The sequence below is a fragment of the Brachybacterium sp. GCM10030267 genome (assembly GCF_042666875.1).
Taxonomy (GTDB): Bacteria; Actinomycetota; Actinomycetes; order Actinomycetales; family Dermabacteraceae; genus Brachybacterium.
This window is the reverse complement of the sequence record NZ_JBHTCX010000008.1, coordinates 36,888-55,646: the sequence shown is the minus strand read 5'-3', so window position 1 is coordinate 55,646 and position 18,759 is coordinate 36,888. Positions and strand designations below refer to the sequence as shown.

Genomic DNA, 18,759 nt, shown 5'->3' with positions numbered 1-18,759 from the left:
CCGTGAAGATCGCGATCGTCACGGAGACGTTCCTGCCGTCCGTCGACGGCGTGGTCACGCGCCTGCGCCACGCCGTCGAGCGGTTCGTCGACCACGGGCACGAGGTCATGGTCGTCGCCCCGGACCTCGGGGTCACCAAGCACCACGGGGCCCGGGTGGTGGGCATCCGCCCGGTGACGCTGCCGTTCTACAAGCACCGGCGGTTCACCCTGCCCAGCCCCAACGTGGACGGCATCATCCGTGGCTTCCACCCGGACGTGGTCCACGCGGCCCAGCCGATCCTGCTGGCCTCCTCGGGGGCCTACGCCGCCCATCGCCAGCGGATCCCGCTGGTGGCCAGCTACCACACGCACATCCCGCGCTATCTGGATCTGTACCGGGCGTGGTCCTGGGGCAAGCCGGCCGTGTGGTGGCAGATCAAGCGCAACCACGCCCTGGCCGACATTAATCTGGCGACCTCCGAGTCGATGCGGTCCGAGCTCGCCGAGAAGGGCCTGGCGAACCTGCACGTGGTGCGCCGCGGTGTGGACACCCGGACCTTCCATCCCGGCTTCGCCTCCGGGGCGATGCGGGAGCGGCTCACGCAGGGGCATCCGGAGAAGAAGCTGCTGGTGTTCGTCGGCCGTCTGGCCGCGGAGAAGGAGATCCACACGCTGCGGCCGATGATGGAGCGCCGGGACGACGTGGCGCTCGCGATCATCGGCGACGGGCCCTACCGCAGCGAGCTGGAGAACCTCTTCGCCGGCACCTCGACGCTGTTCCCCGGCTTCATGGAGGGCGAGGAGCTCGCCTCGGCCTTCGCCAGCGCCGACGCGTTCGTGTTCCCCTCGGTCACCGAGACCCTGGGGCTGGTGATCCTCGAGGGGATGGCCTCGGGGCTGCCGGTGGTCGCCGCCCGCTCCGGGCCGACGATGGAGCAGGTCACCGACGGCGTCAACGGCCTGCTGTTCGACTCCGGGAACGAGGAGAGCCTCGACGCGGCGCTGAGCCGGCTCTCGGATCCGGGCCTTCGCGGAACCATCCGCGAGGCCGCCCGCGCCGAGGCGGAGAAGTTCTCGTGGGAGAACGCGTCGGACGACCTGCTGCGGTACTACGAGATGGCCATCGAGCAGCACGGGTGAGGGAATCCTCGACCCGGCCGGTGCCCACCACGCCGCTGGCCGCGCTGGAGCCGGTCATGCTGACCGGAGAGCGGGTGCGGCTCGAGCCGCTCGCCGAGGAGCATGCGGACGGCCTGCGCGCGGCGGTGGCCGACGGGGAGATCTGGCGCCTGCCCTATGCGCCGCACATCCCCGCACCCGCCGAGGTCGACGCCTCGGTCGCCTCCCTGCGCGGGGACGTCGACGCCGGCCGCCGCCTCGCCTGGGCGGTGGTACGGCCGGCCGACGGGCGGGTGCTGGGACTGACCACCTTCATGAACCTGGCCCTGGCCGACCGCGGCCTGGAGATCGGCAACACCTACCTGGCGGCCTCCGCCCACCGCACCGGGGTCAACGCCGAGATGAAGCTGCTCCTGCTCACACACGCCTTCGACACGCTCGGGTGTCTCCGCGTCGAGTTCCGCGTCCACCACCTCAACCACGCCTCGCGCCGGGCAGTGGAGCGGCTCGGCGCCCAGCAGGAGGGCATCTTGCGCGCGCATCGGATCCTGCCCGACGGCACGGTTCGCCACACGGTCGTCTACTCGATCCTGGCAGGGGAGTGGCCGGGCGTGCGCGCCGCGCTGAGGCATCGTCTGGGCGGTTGAGGCCGGTCCCGTGCCGCCGGCCGCCGGCTATTCGACCCGCACCCCGAGATGCGCCGCGAAGGCCGGGGCGAGCGCGGTCAGCTGGGCGTCATCGATCGTCGCGCCGGCCATCCCCTCGAGGTTGCTGATCGGGCCCATCTCCAGGCCGCGTAGGTCCACGTCGCGCAGGCGGGCGTGGGCGAGGGCGAGGCTGCCGGCGCGGCAGTTGACGAAGGCGACGCGGGTGGCGGTTACGCCGGTGAGGTCGAGCTCCTCGATCGTGCAGTCCTCGAACAGGACGTCCTCGAGCGTCGAGGAGCGCAGGTTGATCCAGTCGAGCTTGCTGCCGGCGATGCGGGTCGAATGGATGCCCGCGTCGTAGATGTCGAGTGCGCCGATCCGGGAGCCGCTCAGCTCGACCTCGCGCCACGTCGAGCGCGAGGCGTTCAGCACGGGGGCGTTCAGCCGTTCGATCCGGCTCTCGATGAGCCGCGCCGATTGCAGGCTGGTCCCGTGCGCGGTGAGCCCGATGAGCTCGCATTCGGTGAAGGTGGCTCCGGCCAGGGTGCGGCCGCTGATGTCGCCGCCGTCGAGGCGGAGCGCCTCGTAGCTTCCGTGCTCGGCGAGGTCGGCGGCGTCTGCCGGCTCCAGGTCAGGCAGCGCGAGGTGGCTCAGGACGGGGTGCGTGGTCGTCGGTGTCTTCCGCATCGGCGCGAGGCTCCTTCGGGGAGGGGACCTCCAGTGTGCGCGGTCGGGGTGACGCCTCGACGCTCCGGCAGGATTCGAACCTACGACCCACTCCTTATGGGGGAGCTGCTCTTCCGGGCTGAGCTACGGAGCGATGCGCCGGTCTCGGCTGACGGCGCCCCTTCACTGTGCGGCGGTCGAGCTGACGTTGTCGAGTGCGCCGTCATGAACTGTCAAAGGCCGACGCGGAGCGTCAAGGGCGTTCTTGTGGCCGATCACGAAGATGGCCTTCTATACGGCTCGTGCTGGCGCAGGATCCGGTCCGCCTCCGTCCTCACACCGGTGAGGATTCCTCCACAACGGAAGTTCTCCACATTCTCGGCGGACAGCTTCTCCGCCGTACCGCAGCGCTGCACTGTGGACGCATGACTACTTCCGAGCCGGGACAGCCGGGCCGCGATCAGACCGCCGGGGGTTACTCCGAGCGGCTGGTCGAGACCGTGCGCGCAGGTGGTCCTCGGCGGCTCGCGACAGAACTCGGCGACATCGTCTACCTGCTCTCCTCCCTCGCCACGGAACCGGGAGAGATCTTCGAGCCAGGGACGCACCCGGCGACCGAATTCAGGGACGTGATCGGGCGGATCCATGAAGCGACGGGCGCTCTCGACGCTCTCGAAGCCCGCGCCGTGGTGGCCCTGGCGGACTCCCTCAAGCGGGATCGTCACGCCGAAGCTGCCGCCGACGCGGCGAATGAGCCGGGGGCCGCCCCGTCGGACCGCGTGCTCGACAAGCAGGCGGAGCGGACCGCGGCGCGAGAGGTCTCGATGGTCACACGCCGATCCCCCTCGACGTCGGGCCGAACTGTCGCCTCCAGTCGGCGACTGGTGGAGTCCATGCCCAACATCCTCGAGGCGCTCGCGACGGCACAGGTCAGTTCCAAGGCCGCGCAGGCCACCGCCACCTCCGTCGCGCCCCTGTCACCGACGCAGCGGGAGAAGGTGGATGAGCACCTCGGTGAACGGCTGCCGGATCTGGATGCCGCAGGCCCTGAGCGGTGGAAACGCGAGGTCGACGCCGTGATCGAGGAAGCGGATGCCGGTGGCGAGGAGCGCAGACATCTCACGTCGCGCCAGAAGCGATACGTCACCGTGCGTCGGGGCGAGCACGGCATGGCCACCGTCTCGGCCCGCGTCCCCGCGCTGGATGCCGCCAAGATCCGCAAACGGCTCAGCCTCGACGCCGAACGCCAGCGCGCCGACGGGGACAAGCGCGGCCATGCAGCGATCCAGGCCGACTCCTTCGTGGCCACGCTGCTCGGCGACGACGGTGCGATGGAGTCCGACTCGCTGGACATCGGCGTGATGATCACCGACCGCGCTCTGCTGCATCCGCACAGCGGGGACCTGGCTCGCATCGAGGGGTACGGACCTGTTCCCGCCGAGGCGATCCGCGAGGAGCTCAGGACTCTCTTCCGCCCGCCCGGCGAGGGCGCCCGGGATGCCCTCGGCCCGGACGGTCCCGAGCTGCGGGCTGTTCTCCGTCGGCTCTACACCCACCCCACGACGGGCGAACTGGTCGGGGTCGATTCGGTGGCCCGTACCTTCCCCAAGGCCCTGGCGCGATTCGTGCTGTGGCGGGATGCGACCTGTCGTGGGCCGTTCTGCGACGCACCGATCCGCCAGACCGACCACATCACCCCGCACGCCACCGGTGGCCACACCTGCCTCGAGAACGGTCAGGGCCTCTGCGCGCTGTGCAACGGCAAGGAACAGCAGCTGCGCAGCGTCCGACGCGACCCTGGCGCGCCCGGCCACCGTGTCACCTGGACCACCCGCACCGGCACCACTCGCACGACCACGGCCGAGGCCTTGACGCGCCCGATCCCGGATCGCGCTCCCGCCGGGAGCGTCCGCTCCGCGAAGGCGGCAGCGGAGCGAGCGAAGACGGGGAAGACCAGGAAGGCACGGCCGAGGAACGGCCGGCGGCCGAGGCCGAGGCTAAGGCAGAGGCTGAAAGCACCGCGCAGCGATGATCAGCGCACAGACGACCGGCGGACGCAGGGCCCGGGCCGACGGCGGGAGCACGCCCGACGCAGCCCGCATCGGAACCGCCGACGAACACGTATCGGACGCGCCGCCCGCGGTCGCGGGCCCCGTGCCTGAACCCGCCTGCGCCCGCGGTTCCCCCTCAGCTCACACCGCGGCCGCAGCCTTCGCCGCGCCCGGCAGAGCCTCCGCGATGCGGTCCAGCACGTCCTGCGTGTGGGCGGTCGAGACGAACCAGGCCTCGAAGGCCGACGGAGGCAGGTAGACGCCCGCCTCGAGCATGGCGTGGAAGAAACGCGTGAACGCCTCGGTGTCCTGCGCCTTCGCATCCTCGTACGTCGTCACCGGCTCCTCGCGGAAGAACACCGAGAAGAGCGTGCCGGCCGTCTGGATCACGTGCGGCACACCGGCGGCGGTCAGCGCATCGGCCACCAGCTGCTGCAGGGTGCGGGATGCGGCGCCGAGCCTCTCGTAGGCGGCCTCGTCCAGCCCGGCGAAGGTCGCCAGGCCCGCCGCCGTCGCCAGCGGGTTCCCCGACAGCGTGCCGGCCTGGTACACGGGCCCGGCGGGGGAGAGCAGGTCCATCAGGTCCCGGCGCCCGCCGAAGGCACCCACCGGCAGACCGCCTCCGATGACCTTGCCGAACGTCATCAGATCCGGCGCCCAGCCCTCGCCGTCGATCCCGTAGTAGCCCTCGCGGCTCGCGCGGAACCCGGTCAGCACCTCGTCCGTGATCAGCAGAGAGCCCGCCGCGTGCGCGGTCTCGGACAGGAAGCGGTTGAAACCGGACCCGTCGGCCTCCAGCGGCGGGACGACGCCCATGTTCGCCGGCGCCGCCTCGGTGATCACCGCGGCGATCTCGCTGCCCCGCTCGGCGAACAGGGCCGCCACCGCCTCGCGGTCCCCGTACGGCAGAACCACGGTGTCGCGCGCGGTCGCCGCGGTCACTCCGGCCGAGCCCGGCATCGCGAACGTGGCCACGCCGCTGCCGGCCTCGGCCAGCAGGGCGTCGACGTGCCCGTGGTAGCAACCGGCGAACTTCACGACCACGTCGCGTCCGGTCGCGGCCCGTGCCACCCGCAGCGCGCTCATCGTCGCCTCGGTGCCGGAGTTGACCAGGCGCAACTGCTCGATCGGTCCCACCCGCGAGGCGACCTCCTCGGCGAGCGTGACCTCGCCCGGCTGCGGGGCGCCGAAGGAGAGCCCGCGACCGGCCGCCTCGCGCACCGCCTCGACGACGCCCTCATGAGCATGGCCGAGGATCATCGGGCCCCAGGATCCGACCAGGTCGACGTACTCGCGGCCGTCGGCGTCGTGCAGCAGGGCACCGGAGGCGCTGGTGATGAACGGCGGGGTGCCGCCGACGGAGCCGTAGGCACGCACGGGCGAGTTCACGCCGGAGGCGATCACCTTCTGGGCGCGGGCGAAGAGGTCGGCGGAGACGGGGGAGGAGGTGGTCATCGAGGACTCCTGACGGGTGCGGGGAATGATCCGAACGGGTGCGGGTGCGGGTGCGGGTGCGAGAACGGCAACGGGTGCCGGTGCCGGCGTGAGCGGCTCAGAAGAACTCGCGCAGGTGGGCCGGGAGGCCGTCGCGGTACCACCCGGCGACCTCGCTCGCGTAGTAGGTCAGCACGGTCGAGGCGCCGGCGCGGCGGAAGGCCAGCAGCGACTCCAGCACGGTGCGGTCGCGGTCCACCCAGCCGTTGGCGGCAGCCGCCTCGATCATCGCGTACTCGCCGGAGACCTGGTAGGTCCCCACCGGTACCGGGGACTGCTCGGCCACGTCGCGCAGCACGTCGAGGTAGGGCAAGCCGGGCTTGACCATCACCAGGTCAGCGCCCTCGGCGAGGTCGAGGGAGAGCTCGCGCAGCGCCTCACGGCCATTGGCCGGATCCTGCTGGTAGGTGCGCCGATCGCCCTGCAACGTGGAGTCGACGGCCTCGCGGAACGGCCCGTAGAACGCCGAGGCGTACTTGGCGGTGTAGGCGTACAGCGCCACCTCGAGGTGGCCGGCGTCGTCCAGCGCCTCGCGGATCGCGGCGATCTGGCCGTCCATCATGCCCGAGGGCCCCAGCAGGTGCGCGCCGGCCTCCGCCTGGGCGAGGGCCATCTCGCGGTAGCGCAGCAGGCTGGCGTCGTTGTCGACCCGGCCGTCGGCGTCGAGCACGCCGCAGTGGCCGTGGTCGGTGAACTCGTCCAGGCACAGGTCCGCCATGATCACGGTGGAATCGCCTAGCTCGGAGCGCAGCCGCGCCAGGGCCTGGTTGAGGATGCCGTTGGGGTCGGTGGCGCCGGAGCCGATCGCGTCCTTGTGCTCGGGCACGCCGAACAGCATGAGCCCGCCCACGCCGCGCTCGACCGCCTCGGTGGCGGCCGCGACCAGGGAGTCCAGAGAGTGCTGCTGGACTCCGGGCATCGAGGTGATGGGCGTGGGCTCGGTGGCGCCCTCGCGCACGAACATCGGCAGCACGAGGTCGGCGGGGCGCAGGGTGCTCTCCCGGACCAGCGACCGCATGGCCGCGTTCGAGCGCAGGCGGCGAGGCCGGTCGATCGGGGTGGGGCCGACGGAGGACGGGGTGGTCATGAGAACTCCTGGAATCGTGAGCGGTGGATTCGGTGGCGGGTCAGGGGCGAGCCAGCACGGCTCTCACCGCGTCGGCGAGGTCCGCATCGGTGGGCGCGGCGGCCTGCTGGGTGACGTCGAGGCCTGCCGCGCGGGCGGCCTCGCTGGTGGGATCTCCGATGGTGACGACGGGGATCGAGGCGTGGACGCCGAGCTCCGCGGCCAGACGGGCGGCCATCGGGGACGTCAGCACGATCGCGCCGACGTCGCCGGCGGCCAGCGCGCGGGCGAACTCGGCGGGCGGCTCGACCGGCTCGGGACGGTAGGCGATGACGTGCTCGACCCGATAGCCCTTGGCGCGCAGGCCGTCGGGCACGACGGGGGAGGCGGCGGCCGAGGCCGGGAACAGGACCGTGGCGGGCCCGGCAGTCCCGGCCGCACCGGCGGCGCCGGGAGAGACGTCGGCCGGAGGGATCTCTCTCACCAGCGCGGCGCCGGAGCCGGAGGCGACCAGGTCCGGTGGGGCACCGGCTGTGGTGAGAGCCGACGCGGTGCCCTCGCCGACCGCGACCACCTGGGTGTTCGGGTGGACGGTGACGCTCGGGCTGCGGACGAGCATCGCCTCGACGGCGGTGCGGGAGGTGACCACCAGCTGCGTGAAGGCTCCGGCGGCCAGGCGGTCGAGCGCCGCGGTCAGCTCCGGGCCGCCCTCGAGCACGAGGCGGACCAGCGGCTGGTGCCGGACGGTCAGACCGAGTTCCTCCAAGAGCGCGACCAGGCCGTCCGCGCGTCCGGCCGGTCGGGTGACCAGGACGGGACGGCCGCGGGACGGGTGGGTCATCAGGCCTTCGCCTCCGCGAGGATCTCCCCGGCTCCGCGCTCGAGCAGGTCCGCGGCGAGATCCTCGCCGAGCCGGGCCGGGTCCCCGAGCGCCCCGACGGCCTCGCCCTCGACGACGTGGGATCCGTCGGGCCGGATCGCCAGGGCCCGCAGCCGCAGTGAGGACCCGGTGACCTCGGCGAACGCGGCGACCGGGGCGGAGCAGCCCGCCTCCAGGGACCCCAGCAGAGCGCGCTCGGCGGTGATGGCGGCGCGGGTGCCGCCGTCCTCGACGGCGGTCAGGGCGGCGGGGAGCCAGGAGTCCGTGCCGGGCTCCGCTGCCACCTCCGCTGCGTCCGCCCGCACCTCGACCGCCAGGGCGCCCTGGGCGGGCGCGGCCAGCATCACCTCGACGGGCAGCAGCTCGCTGATCACCTCGCCGCGGCCCACGCGCTGCAGGCCGGAGGCAGCCAGCACCACCGCGTCCAGATCCGCGTCGGACCCGAGTGCCCGGGCGAGCCGGGTCTCCACATTGCCGCGGATGTCGACCACGTCGAGATCCGGGCGGGCGCGCAGCAGCTGCGCCCCGCGGCGGGGGGAGCCGGTGCCGACCTTGGCCCCCTGGGGCAGCTGCGCGAGGGTGAGCCCGTCGCGGGCGCACAGCGCGTCGCGCGGGTCCTCCCGGGCCGGGATGCAGGCCAGGGCGATCTGCGGCGGCTGCGCGGTGGGCAGGTCCTTGCAGGAATGGACCACCACGTCGACCTCGCCGTCCAGCAGCGCCTGGCGCACGGCGGTGACGAACACGCCCGTGCCGCCGATCTGCGCCAGCGGACTGGTGCGATCCACGTCCCCGTGGGTGCTGACGTGGACCAGCTCCAGCTCGTGACCGCTGCCGGCCACGAGTGCTCGGCCCACCTGCTCGGACTGGGTCAGGGCCAGCTGGGAGGCGCGGGTGCCGATCCGCAGGCTCACGAGGCCGCTCCCGCCGGAGTCGCTCCCGCCGGTGCTGGCGCGGCGCTGTCCCGCTCGCGCAGCTCTGCCGCGATCTCCTCGAGGGAGTCGATGCTGTGCTCGGCGGGGACCGCCCGCTCGGCGTGGAGCTGACAGCAGTTATGGCCGCACAGATCGTCCACGGGCCCGAGCTCGGTGACCGCGGCGCGCTCGCGGGAGGGATCGAGGTGCTCGGCGACGACATCGGCCAGGGCCGCGATGAACCGTTCGTCGGTCCCGGAGGTGGCGACGCGGCGGAAGGCGAGCCCGTGCTCCTCGGCGGTCTCCTTCGCCTCGGTGTCCAGATCCCAGATCACCTCGACGTGGTCGCTGACGAAACCGATCGGAACCACGACCACGGCGTCGGCGCTGTCCTCGCTCGCGACCTGCTCGATGACGTCGTTGACGTCGGGCTCGAGCCACGGCACGTGCGGGGAGCCGGAGCGGGACTGGTAGACCAGCTCCCAGTCGGGAAGGCCGGGCAGGTCCTCCTCGATCTGGTCCATGACGTAGCGGCAGGCCGCCAGGTGCTGGGCGACGTACCAGCCCCCCTGCTCGTCGGCGCCCTGCTCGTCGGTGCCGGGCACGGCAGGGGCCTCGGCACCGGCCGGCCCGGAGGCGGCGGCCATCGCCAGCGGGATGGAGTGGGTCGAGAACAGCACCCGCACCCGGTCGGCGTCGTGGCCCTCGCGCTGGAGCTCGGCCAGCGCGGAGCGGACCCCGTCGACCACGGGCTCCAGGAAGCCGGGGTGGTTGAAGTAGGCACGGGACTTCTCGATGCTCATCTCGCCCAGCAGGCCCGCCTCGTCCAGCCGTCGGGCGAAGTCCTCGCGGTACTGGCGGCAGCCGGAGTAGGAAGAGTAGGCGCTGGTGATCAGGGCGAGCACCCGGCGGTGGCCGTCGGCGTGCAGCGAGGAGATCGCGTCAGCCGTGTACGGCTCCCAGTTGCGGTTTCCGAAGTAGATCGGCAGGTCGATGCCGCGGCCGGCGAGCTCCGTCTCCAGGGCGGAGATCATGGCGCGGTTCTGCTCATTGATGGGGGAGCGGCCGCCGAGAGCGCGGTAGTGCCCGGCGACCTCCTCCAGGCGCTCGTCGGGCACGCCGCGGCCGCGGGTGACGTTGCGCAGGAACGGGATCACGTCGTCCTGTCCCTCGGGGCCGCCGAAGGAGGCGAACATGATCGCGTCGTACGGCGCGGGCTGGGTGGTGGTCATCTGGGTGTTCCTCCGGGAACGGGTGGAGCGGATCTGGGGGATTCAGGCCAGCAGGGCGGCGACGTCCTCGAGCGCTGCGAGGCGGCGACCGGTGTGGAAGGGCAGCTCATTGCGCACGTGCAGGCGGGCCTCGGAATAGCGCAGGTGGCGCATCATGTCGACCAGGTCGTGGAGGTCGTCGGCCTCGAAGGAGAGCAGCCACTCGTAGTCGCCGAGCGCGAAGGCGGCGACGGTGTTGGCACCCACCTGCGGAAAGTCGCGGCCGAGCTTGCCGTGCTCGATGAGCATCTCGCGGCGCTTGTCATCCTCCAGCAGGTACCACTCGTAGCTGCGGACGAAGGGGTAGACGCTGATCCACTGCTTGCGCTCGGCGCTGGGGACCATGAAGGAGGGGACGTGGGCGCGGGCGAACTCGGCCTGGCGGTGGACGCCGACGGACGCCCACTCGCGGTTCAGCCAGGTCCCCGGCAGGGAGGTCTCGAACTCGCGCAGCGCGGCCTGCAGCGCCTCGGGCCGGTCGGCCGCCATCCACAGCAGGAGGTCGTCCTCGGCGCGGAAGCCGGAGGCGTCGTAGAAGCCCAGGATCTCCACGCCGCTCTCGTGGGCGGATTCCATGAGCTGGACGGTCTCGCCCAGGGCCGCGGTGATCTGCTCGGCGGTGACCTCGCCGTCCTCGGTGAGCCCGGCGAGCCGACGGAAGACCGTGTAGCTCGTGTACCGGGTGACCTGGGCGGGGTCGGACGGATCGGCGGGCGCCGTGGCGGGCGCGGGGTGGTGGGTCTCGGTCATCAGGAGTGTCCTTCCGGTGCAGAGGAGGCGGAGGAGTCGGCACGCACGATCGCGTCGATGCCGGTGCCGGCCCGCCAGGAGCCGACGAGTTCGAGGGTGGGCCCGTCCGCGAGGGCCGCGAGCAGATCGGGGAGTGCATCGAGGGCGGCACGGTGGCCGGGCAGGGACTGCCGCATGGCACGGTCCCAGTCGATCACACGTGAGCCCAGCAGCTGCTCCCGGGTCAGGGGAGCGCCGAGGATCCGGGAGGCGTCGGCCAGGGCCAGATCCACGATGGTCTCCAGATCCGGGAGCTGCTCGCCGGGCCGCCCGTAGGAGAGCCGCACCACGTGCGGGGAGGCGGCCGACGGCAGGGCCTCTCGGGCGAGGGCGCGCACATGCTCCCACTTGGCGGTCGCGTGGGTCAGGGCCTTCGCGCGGATCCCGGCCGTGCCGGGCGCGACCAGTGCGCCGGTCCCGGAGGGGAAGCCGTCCAGGACCGGCGCATCCAGCACCAGGGCGACCAGTCGGACCGCGGCCGACGGGGCCTGCGGAATGGCGTCGGCGATCTCGGGGGCGGCACCGGCCAGCAGCTGACGGGCGGTGTCCGGCGGGCAGGCGAGGACGAGGTGGTCCGCCTCGAGGCTCTCCCCGCGGGAGGTGCGCACGGTCCAGGTGGTGGCGGTGCGCTCGAGCGCCGAGACCTCGACACCGGTGCGCAGGAAGCCTCCGGCGGCGAGGATCCGCTCGCGCAGAGCCTCGGGCAGGACGGCCATGGTCGGCGTCAGGGAGTGCACGCGGGTGCCGGCGCTCTGCGTGGACCCGCCGCGCAGGCGGGCGACGGCGCGGGTCAGGGAGCCGTGCCGCACGAGGCCCGCCGCGAGCTGAGGGGACGCGGCGGCGAACTCGAGGGTGGCCGGATCGGCCGAATGCACCCCGCCGACGACGGGGGCGACCAGCCGCTCGAGCACTCTGGGTCCCAGCCGCTTGCGCACCAGTGTGGCCACGGTGGCCCCGGGCCGGTTGCCGTAGGAGGCGGGCAGGAGACGCTCGAGGCTCGCGCGCAGGGACCCGGCGAGGCCGAGCACGGCACGGACGTCGGCCGCCAGGGGCCGGGCCGGGATGCCGAGCAGGGCGGTGGCCGGGGCCCGGTGGACCCCGGCGTCGGAGACCACGCGACTGCCGAGCCCCTCCCTCGGGGCCACGACCTGCTCGGCCAGCCCGAGCTCGCCGACCAGGTCGTCGACCGCGCCGGAGCCGGTCGAGTACGCCTCCGCGCCGGCGCTGAGGGGGACGCCGGCGACCTCGGTGGCGGCGATCGCCCCGCCGACGGTGTCCGCGGCCTCGACCAGCACCACCCGGCGTCCGGCGCGCTGGTGCCGCACGGCGGCGAGCAGCCCTGCGAGGCCGCCGCCGACGACGAGGGTGGATCCGCTCATGGCCGCTGCTCGTGCAGGAAGCTGACCAGGTCGGTGAGCACCTGCGGGTCCGCGCCCGGGGGGACGCCGTGGCCGAGGTTGACGACGTGTCCGCTGGCGCCGGAGCCGGCCGCGAGCACGGCGCGGGCCTCGGCGAAGCGGGCCTGCTCGGAGGTGAACAGCACGGCGGGATCGATGTTGCCCTGGACGGGCGTGCCGGGCGGGAGGATCTCGAGCGCCTCGTCCAGGCGCAGACGGTGATCGACGCCCATCACGCTCGCCCCCGCCTCGAGCATGGGCGTGAGCAGATGCGAGGCGCCGACGCCGAAGTGGATGCGCGGCACCGGCAGGTCGGCGATGCGGGCGAGGGCCGCGGCCGAGTGCTCCTGGACATGGGTGCGGTACATGTCGGCTCCGAGCGCCCCCACCCACGAGTCGAACAGCTGGACGGCGGAGGCGCCGGCGAGGACCTGGGCGCGCAGGAAGCGGCCCGAGAGCTCGGCGACCCACGCGGCGAGCTTCGCCCACACCTCGGGCCGGCCGCGCATCAGGGCGCGGGTGCGCAGGTGGTCGCGGCTGGGGCCGCCCTCGACCATGTAGCTGGCCACGGTGAACGGGGCGCCGGCGAAGCCGATCAGCGGCGTGGTGCCCAGCTCGGCGACGGTCAGGCGCACCGCCTCGCGGATCGGCTCCAGCGCCGCCTCGTAGGCGTCCCCGAGATCCGGCAGCGCGTCGACGTCGGCCTCGGTGCGGATCGGGTGGTCGAAGACGGGGCCGACGCCGGGCCGGATCTCCACGCCCAGCCCCGCGAGCCGCGCGGGCACGACGATGTCGGAGAAGAACACGCCGGCATCGACCCCGTGGCGCCGCACGGGCTGGACGGTGATCTCGGCAGCCATGTCGGGGCGCACGCAGGCATCGAGCATCGTGGTGCCCTCGCGCAGAGCCCGGTACTCGGGCAGGGAGCGGCCGGCCTGTCGCATGAACCACACGCTGGGGTGGGTGTCGCCTCGCTCACCTCTGAGCTCGCGCAGCAGGGCGGCGTCGGCCACACCGCCGTCGGCCACCGGGCGGCGGGCAGGGTGCCGCGACGGCAGCTCTTCGAGCGCCGCAGCGGGCGTGAGAGGGGAGCGATCGGGGGGAACAACAGCGTCGCTGCCTGCGGTGTTCCCGGTTTCTGACGCGCCCGGCGAGGTATCTGACGCGCTGTCGGCAAAAGTGGGCTCTGACGTGCTGTTCTGTGTCATGACGCAACTATTGTGCACATCATTCCCGGGAGCGTCGTGCACGCCCCGGAGCAGGCCTAGACTGGCTGCATGCTCGCTGCTCTCCGCGCCACCCACGAGCACCTCGACCTCGATGTGCTGGACGCCCTCACCCGTGGTGCAGAGACCCTTCCCGCGGTGATCGACCAGCTGCAGGCCGAGCGGGCCGAGGCCGTCGGCGCCGCCCCCGTCATCTCCGGCCACGTGGCCGTGAGCACCTGCAACCGCCTCGAGGTCTACCTCGACACCGACCGCTTCCACGAGGGCGTGGACCTCGTCATCGACGCCGTCGCCCGCACCAGCGGGCTGGACCGCGAGGTGGTCACCCTCTGCTTCGACGCCGCGATGGACACCCCGGTGCCGCGGCACCTCTACGAGGTCGCCTCCGGGCTGCGCTCCCTGGTGGTCGGCGAGGCGGAGATCACCGGCCAGGTGCGCCAGTCCTTCGAGACCGCGCGCCGCGCCGGGCGCACCACCTCGATGCTCCACGACCTGTTCCAGCACGCCTTCCGCTGCGCCAAGCAGGTCGCCACCCAGGCTCCGGTCGGCGCCGCCGGCCGCTCCGGGGCGGCGGTCGCGCTGGACCGCGCCGGCGTCGAGCTGGGCGGCTTCGAGGGGCGGACGGTGCTGATCGTCGGCACCGGCGCCTACGCGCGTCTGGGCCTGGCCGAGCTCGCGCGCCGGGGCGTGGGGGATCTGCAGGTGTACTCGCCCTCCGGCCGCGAGACCGGGTTCGCCGAGCGCCACGGGGCGGTCATGGTCCCGGCCGACGGGATCGACCGCGCGCTGCGCGAGGCGGACCTCGTGCTGGCCGCCTCCGGCCGCGGCACCTCGCTGTTCCCCGAGCAGTTCCTGGCCGCCGGCCGCACCGTCGTGCTGGACCTGGCCCTGCACTCCGACCTGCACCCTCTGGTGCCGCACCTCAAGGGCGTCACCGTGCTCGGCCTGTCCGATCTCGCGGTGGGCGTGGAGGCGAGCGACGACCCTGCGCTGGTCACCGCCCGCCAGATCGTCGAGGAGAACGTCGAGGCCTTTCGCACCCAGCAGCAGGTGCGCCGCATCGACCCGGCGATGGCGGCCCTGCGCCGTGAGGTCTCCGAGGCCGCCGACGACGAGGTCGATCGCCTGCGCCGCGAGGTCTCCGGCGAGACCGCGGACCAGCTCGAGCGCAGCGTCCGCAAGATCCTCGCCAAGGTCATGCATCAGCCCGCCGAGCGCGCCCGCCACCTCGCCGAGACCGGCTTCGCCGACGCCTACGTCGAGGCCTTCCACACCATCTTCGGCATCGACATCTCCTCCGCACGGGAACCGGCCGACGCCGACGAGAGCGCGGAGGACGACGTGATGCCGGCCGGCTGGATGCGCGTGGACCGCACCGTCCCGCCGACGCTGACGGACGCCGACACCCTCGCGAGCGCGGGCGTGCCGAGGGGCGGGGCACCGACTGCAGCCACCGGTTCGGCGCCGGCCGGCAGCACCGGTCCCCACACCGTGTCCGACGCCACGATCGCTCGCCTGGCCATGCGTGAGCAGCACAAGGGGACTGCCGCCTCGAGCTGAGGTGCGCTCCGGAGCGAATGCAGCTCCTGCCGGCGCCCCGGACCAGTCTCTGTCCCTGACCGTCTCTGTCCCGGCAGGCTCCGTGCTGCGATCGTGGCCGCATGAGTCCGACGGTCGAGTCAGTCCACCTCAGCGCGGCACACACGTTCAGCAAGACCCCGGTTCCCGAGATCCAGCTCCTCGAAGGTGTCGGCGTCGCGGGGGATGCGCATTCGGGACGGACCGTCAAGCACCGCAGCAGGGTCGCCCGTGACCCGGACCAGCCGAATCTGCGGCAGGTGCATCTCCTCCACGGAGAGCTCCTCGAGCAGCTCGCCGCCGAGGGGCACCACGTCGCCCCGGGGCAGCTGGGCGAGAACATCACCACCGCAGGCATCGATCTGCTCAGTCTGCCCGTCGGGACCCGTCTGCACGTCGCGGAGGCGAGCATCGAGGTCACCGGCTTGCGGAATCCATGCTGGCAGATCGACGCCTTCCAGCCGGGACTGCTCAAGCAGGTGGTCCGCAAGAACGAGTCGGGCCAGGTGCACAAGCTCGCGGGAGTCATGGGCGTCGTGGCCTGCGGCGGCACGGTCCGCCCCGGCGAGGGGATCAGAGTCGAGCTGCCTGCCGAGCCTCACCGCCGGCTCGCCGGTGTGTAGTCGAGGAGTTCCCGCTCAGGGACGGTGCGAGGTGGCGAGGTACGCGCCGAATCCGAGGAACGAGGCCCCGGCGACCTGATCGAGGCGGCGACGAGGACGTCGCAGCTCGCCGGACGGTCGGCGCATGGCGGACCCGGCCGCGATGTAGGCGGCAGCCGCCAGCGCCTCCACCCCGATGTAGACCGCGGCGAGGACGAGAAGCAGCGACGCGGGAGCAGACGTCGGCATGAACTGAGGGAGGAAGGACGCGAACAGCAGGAGCGCCTTGGGGTTGGTCAGTGCTGTGATGAACTCCCTCCGCGCCGCCACGGCGCCGCGCTCCTCACGTCGGAGGTCGGGGTGTCGCTCTCCCGCCCCGGCGTTCCTGATGGTGCTCACGCCGAGCCAGACCAGATAGACGACGCCCGCCCAGCGCAGGACCTCGAAGGCGACCGCCGACCGCGCGAGAACCGCGCCGAGCCCCACGACGACGAGCAGGGCCAGCACGGCGAAGGCGGCGAAGCGGCCGGCCACTCCTGCCGCGGCGTACCGGGCGCCGACGACGGCGGCGTTGCGCAGTCCGAGCACCTGGTTGGCGCCAGGGATCGACGCCATCGCCACGGCCGCCGGCAGGAAGACGTGCCACTCGATCATCTGTGAACCCTACGACGTCCGATCCTGGGTTCACAGCCTCATACTGAACACGTGCCGAGCAGGAAGCGGGTCACCGTGGTCGTCGTCGACGCGCTTCATCCCGATCTTCTCCGCCACTCGCTGCGAGGCACGATTGTCAGGGTGGACTATCGCGACCAGCTCGGCAGTGTCAGTGCTGTCTCGGGCGACATCGCGGCAGGCGGCTGCGGCTTCGGTGGCGTAGCCGAGACCGTGGAGGCCACTGCGAACGTGGTACCCCACTTCGAGCTTCTGCTCGCCGTTCACGCGCTGCCACGTGAGTCCGCAGTCGCCGACGAACCCGCCGTCCACCGTCTCGATCACCCAGAGGCCGTGACCATGGTCTGCGTAGTTCCGTCGGTTCCATTCGATCCACGCGAGAGCCTCACCCCGAGACTTGGGCGCGGGGTAGTAGTGCATCACGACGGGGTCCCCGAGGAGGGCCGCCATGTCGTCCAGATCCTCACTCCTCATCCGGCGGAACCGGAGCCGCGGTGTGGGTGAGGGAAGCACGCCTCAACGTTAGCAACACCACTGTCGGCTGCGGCCGGCTCCCGACGCTCTGCATCGCGACATCGCGTGTGAGCTTTCGGTGGGCTGGCCTCGATGAGGACAGCTCAATGGTCACAGGAGGCCGGATCAGCGTCGGCGGCGGAAGGGATTCCAGCGGAAGCGGCGGGGTGAGGGCTCGGGGCGGGCCGTGTCGGCCGCGTCCGCACCGGCGTCGTCGTCTGCGCCGTCCTCGCCCAGGGCGACGTCAGCGAGCTCGGCGGGGTCGTCCTCGAGGTCGGTCGTCTCGACGTGGTCCTCGGCGAGCTCGATGCTGGCCAGCGCCTCGTCCTCGATCCGGTGGCCGTTCTCGTCGACCCACGTGTCGGTCCAGCCGACGTCGGACTCGTCGCGCGGCCGGTACTCCGTGCGCGGGCCCAGCGAGTCCCGCACGTCCTCGAGCTCGATCTGGGCCGGAGCCTTCACCTCTTCGCCGCGGTGGGGTACCGGGCAGGTCCAGAAGTACGGACATCCCGGGCAGCCGGCGGTCTCCTCGTCGGGAGTCGCCTCGCGCTGCATCTGCACGCCGTCGAACTGCTGCAGCATGCGCAGACGCGACTCGTAAGGATTGATCTCCATGTCGTGATCAGACTACTGCCAGAGCCCGCCGCACGGCCTCGGCGAGGCTCGCCTCGGTGGGCTCCGTCGCCTCGCCGTGGACCACCAGTCCCCGAGCCTCGGCCGCCGCGGTGACCGCGGCATCGCGCGTGAGCACGCGAATGTCCCGGTGGATGCCCAGGTGACCGGCGAGCGAGGCCAGCATCGGCGTGGTCAGGGCGAGTGCGCCGTAGCCGCGCAGCCGCAGGTCCCGGACCAGCTGTGCGTCCAGGCTCACGCTGCGGGGCCGGTACGCGGTGGCCTGGGTCACCGTATAGCCCTTCGCCTCGAGAGCGGGGCGCACCGACGCGTCGGTCGCGGCGCCGCACACCAGCAGCAGGGACTCGCCGGCCGTGGACGCCTCCGGAAGGTCGCGGGCGATCGCCGCGTCGGAGTCGGCGGTGACCCGGGCTGCGATCACGCCCAGCTCGCGCAGGGCCGTGGCGGTCTCCTGGCCGACGGCGGTCACCGCGACGCCCTCGGGGACGGCGAAGGTGACCTCGTGACGGGAATCAGCGGAGTCAGCGGAGCCGGAGGAGTCAGCGGAGCCGGAGGAGTCAGTGGAGCCGTCGTAGGAGGCGAGGACCTCCGCGGCGCGGCGGCTGTCGACCACCAGGTGCGCGAAGCGGCCCGCAGCCAGGGCTTCGACGGCGCGGCGGGTGTCGGTGTCGCGTTGGGCGCGCAGCTCGAGGAACGGGGAGTGGTCGACGCTCAGACCCATCTCCCGCAGACGCGCGATCAGCTCGGTGGCGCTGCCGGCGGGAGCCGGAACCAGCACGGGCAGAGTGGTCGCGTCGTTCATGCATTCCTCCAGCGTCACGGGACCGGTGCGGACTCACGACCGGCACGGACTCATTCTGCCCGACGGGCCGTGCGGGGGCTGACGGGCCGTGCGGTGGCCGACGGGCGTCGTGCCCGACTACGGGACAGCGCCGTAGGATCGTGCCGCGCCCGACCACGCCCCACGAGGAGTCCCAATGAGCACACCGCAGCAGCGCGTCCACGACGCCACTCTCCGCCTGCTCGAGCTGCTCGAATCCGGCGACCCCCTCAGCCCGGAGGCGATCGAGCTGCGCGCCGAGCTGGCCGAGGCCACCGCGGAGGCCGGGCAGCTCGAGGACGCGCTCTACCAGGTCGACCAGCTCTTCAAGGACACCAGGCGGGTCCACGGCCCGGACCATGAGACCGTGGCGCGGGCGCGTCGGGCGGCGAGCGTGATCGAGGAGATCGCGCAGCGCGGCTGACCCGACCCGCCGTGCGCCG

The 18,759-nt window shown here is 72.7% G+C and carries 19 protein-coding genes and 1 tRNA gene; 6 read left to right on the top strand and 14 right to left on the bottom strand.

All coding sequences use genetic code 11. From position 1 onward, the window contains the following. Positions 1-2: 2 nt before the first annotated feature. Positions 3-1,121: a glycosyltransferase family 4 protein gene (locus ACFQS2_RS07170; protein ID WP_377018371.1), complete on the top strand. Its 1,119-nt coding sequence runs from the start codon at positions 3-5 to the stop codon at positions 1,119-1,121. Continuing rightward, a complete protein-coding gene (locus ACFQS2_RS07165; protein WP_377793168.1) occupies positions 1,118-1,747 on the top strand; it encodes a GNAT family N-acetyltransferase in 630 nt (209 codons plus the stop codon). The genes ACFQS2_RS07170 and ACFQS2_RS07165 overlap by 4 nt, the downstream gene beginning before the upstream one ends. A gap of 27 nt (positions 1,748-1,774) precedes the next feature. On the opposite strand, the gene ACFQS2_RS07160 is transcribed toward ACFQS2_RS07165, so the two are convergent. Next, positions 1,775-2,434: a pentapeptide repeat-containing protein gene (locus tag ACFQS2_RS07160; protein WP_377018369.1), complete on the bottom strand. Its 660-nt coding sequence runs from the start codon at positions 2,432-2,434 to the stop codon at positions 1,775-1,777. 59 nt (positions 2,435-2,493) lie between these two features. Beyond that, positions 2,494-2,567, bottom strand: a tRNA-Met gene (locus ACFQS2_RS07155). A gap of 271 nt (positions 2,568-2,838) precedes the next feature. Between ACFQS2_RS07155 and ACFQS2_RS07150 the strand changes: the two genes are divergently transcribed. Continuing rightward, positions 2,839-4,575, top strand: a complete 1,737-nt coding sequence (locus tag ACFQS2_RS07150) for an HNH endonuclease (RefSeq protein WP_377018368.1) — start codon at positions 2,839-2,841, stop codon at positions 4,573-4,575. Positions 4,576-4,605: 30 nt separating this feature from the next. Here the strand turns inward: ACFQS2_RS07150 and hemL are convergent, their stop codons facing one another. The 8 genes from hemL to hemE all read right to left on the bottom strand — a co-directional run bounded on the left by hemL (position 4,606) and on the right by hemE (position 13,285). Next, complete coding sequence (gene hemL, locus ACFQS2_RS07145; RefSeq protein ID WP_377793167.1) at positions 4,606-5,919, bottom strand: glutamate-1-semialdehyde 2,1-aminomutase; 1,314 nt, start codon at positions 5,917-5,919, stop codon at positions 4,606-4,608. A gap of 97 nt (positions 5,920-6,016) precedes the next feature. Continuing rightward, positions 6,017-7,045, bottom strand: coding sequence for a porphobilinogen synthase (gene hemB, locus ACFQS2_RS07140; RefSeq protein WP_377018366.1), 1,029 nt, complete (start codon positions 7,043-7,045; stop codon positions 6,017-6,019). Positions 7,046-7,085: 40 nt separating this feature from the next. Beyond that, positions 7,086-7,865 carry a uroporphyrinogen-III synthase gene (locus ACFQS2_RS07135; RefSeq protein ID WP_377018365.1) on the bottom strand — a complete coding sequence of 260 codons (780 nt, stop codon included), beginning with the start codon at positions 7,863-7,865 and terminating at the stop codon, positions 7,086-7,088. Further along, the gene (gene hemC, locus ACFQS2_RS07130) at positions 7,865-8,815 is read right to left on the bottom strand and encodes a hydroxymethylbilane synthase (protein WP_377793166.1); all 951 of its coding nucleotides are present in this window, start codon (positions 8,813-8,815) and stop codon (positions 7,865-7,867) included. The genes ACFQS2_RS07135 and hemC overlap by 1 nt, the downstream gene beginning before the upstream one ends. Further along, on the bottom strand, positions 8,812-10,047 hold the full coding sequence (locus tag ACFQS2_RS07125; RefSeq protein WP_377793165.1) for a ferrochelatase: 1,236 nt from the start codon (positions 10,045-10,047) through the stop codon (positions 8,812-8,814). The genes hemC and ACFQS2_RS07125 overlap by 4 nt, the downstream gene beginning before the upstream one ends. 42 nt (positions 10,048-10,089) lie before the next feature. After that, positions 10,090-10,836 carry a hydrogen peroxide-dependent heme synthase gene (gene hemQ, locus ACFQS2_RS07120; RefSeq protein WP_377018362.1) on the bottom strand — a complete coding sequence of 249 codons (747 nt, stop codon included), beginning with the start codon at positions 10,834-10,836 and terminating at the stop codon, positions 10,090-10,092. Further along, on the bottom strand, positions 10,836-12,254 hold the full coding sequence (hemG, locus tag ACFQS2_RS07115) for a protoporphyrinogen oxidase (protein WP_377018361.1): 1,419 nt from the start codon (positions 12,252-12,254) through the stop codon (positions 10,836-10,838). Before hemG ends, hemQ begins: the two co-directional genes overlap by 1 nt. Continuing rightward, positions 12,251-13,285, bottom strand: a complete 1,035-nt coding sequence (gene hemE, locus ACFQS2_RS07110) for a uroporphyrinogen decarboxylase (protein WP_377793246.1) — start codon at positions 13,283-13,285, stop codon at positions 12,251-12,253. The genes hemG and hemE overlap by 4 nt, the downstream gene beginning before the upstream one ends. A 264-nt stretch (positions 13,286-13,549) precedes the next feature. Here hemE and ACFQS2_RS07105 point away from each other — a divergent pair, with 264 nt between their 5' ends. Both ACFQS2_RS07105 and ACFQS2_RS07100 read left to right on the top strand, forming a co-directional pair. Then, entirely contained in the window at positions 13,550-15,058 is a 1,509-nt protein-coding gene (locus ACFQS2_RS07105) for a glutamyl-tRNA reductase (RefSeq protein ID WP_377793164.1), read from the top strand. Positions 15,059-15,159: 101 nt separating this feature from the next. Next, complete coding sequence (locus ACFQS2_RS07100) at positions 15,160-15,699, top strand: MOSC domain-containing protein (RefSeq protein ID WP_377793163.1); 540 nt, start codon at positions 15,160-15,162, stop codon at positions 15,697-15,699. Between the two features lie 15 nt (positions 15,700-15,714). On the opposite strand, the gene ACFQS2_RS07095 is transcribed toward ACFQS2_RS07100, so the two are convergent. From ACFQS2_RS07095 to ACFQS2_RS07080, 4 genes are all read right to left on the bottom strand, one after another. Beyond that, positions 15,715-16,332: a LysE family translocator gene (locus ACFQS2_RS07095; protein WP_377793162.1), complete on the bottom strand. Its 618-nt coding sequence runs from the start codon at positions 16,330-16,332 to the stop codon at positions 15,715-15,717. Between the two features lie 30 nt (positions 16,333-16,362). After that, a complete protein-coding gene (locus tag ACFQS2_RS07090) occupies positions 16,363-16,863 on the bottom strand; it encodes a GNAT family N-acetyltransferase (protein ID WP_377793161.1) in 501 nt (166 codons plus the stop codon). A gap of 126 nt (positions 16,864-16,989) precedes the next feature. Next, complete coding sequence (locus ACFQS2_RS07085) at positions 16,990-17,478, bottom strand: hypothetical protein (protein ID WP_377793160.1); 489 nt, start codon at positions 17,476-17,478, stop codon at positions 16,990-16,992. Positions 17,479-17,485: 7 nt separating this feature from the next. Further along, the gene (locus ACFQS2_RS07080) at positions 17,486-18,298 is read right to left on the bottom strand and encodes a uroporphyrinogen-III synthase (RefSeq protein ID WP_377793159.1); all 813 of its coding nucleotides are present in this window, start codon (positions 18,296-18,298) and stop codon (positions 17,486-17,488) included. Between the two features lie 175 nt (positions 18,299-18,473). Between ACFQS2_RS07080 and ACFQS2_RS07075 the strand changes: the two genes are divergently transcribed. Next, entirely contained in the window at positions 18,474-18,740 is a 267-nt protein-coding gene (locus tag ACFQS2_RS07075; RefSeq protein ID WP_377793158.1) for a hypothetical protein, read from the top strand. The last annotated feature ends 19 nt before the right edge of the window (positions 18,741-18,759 follow it).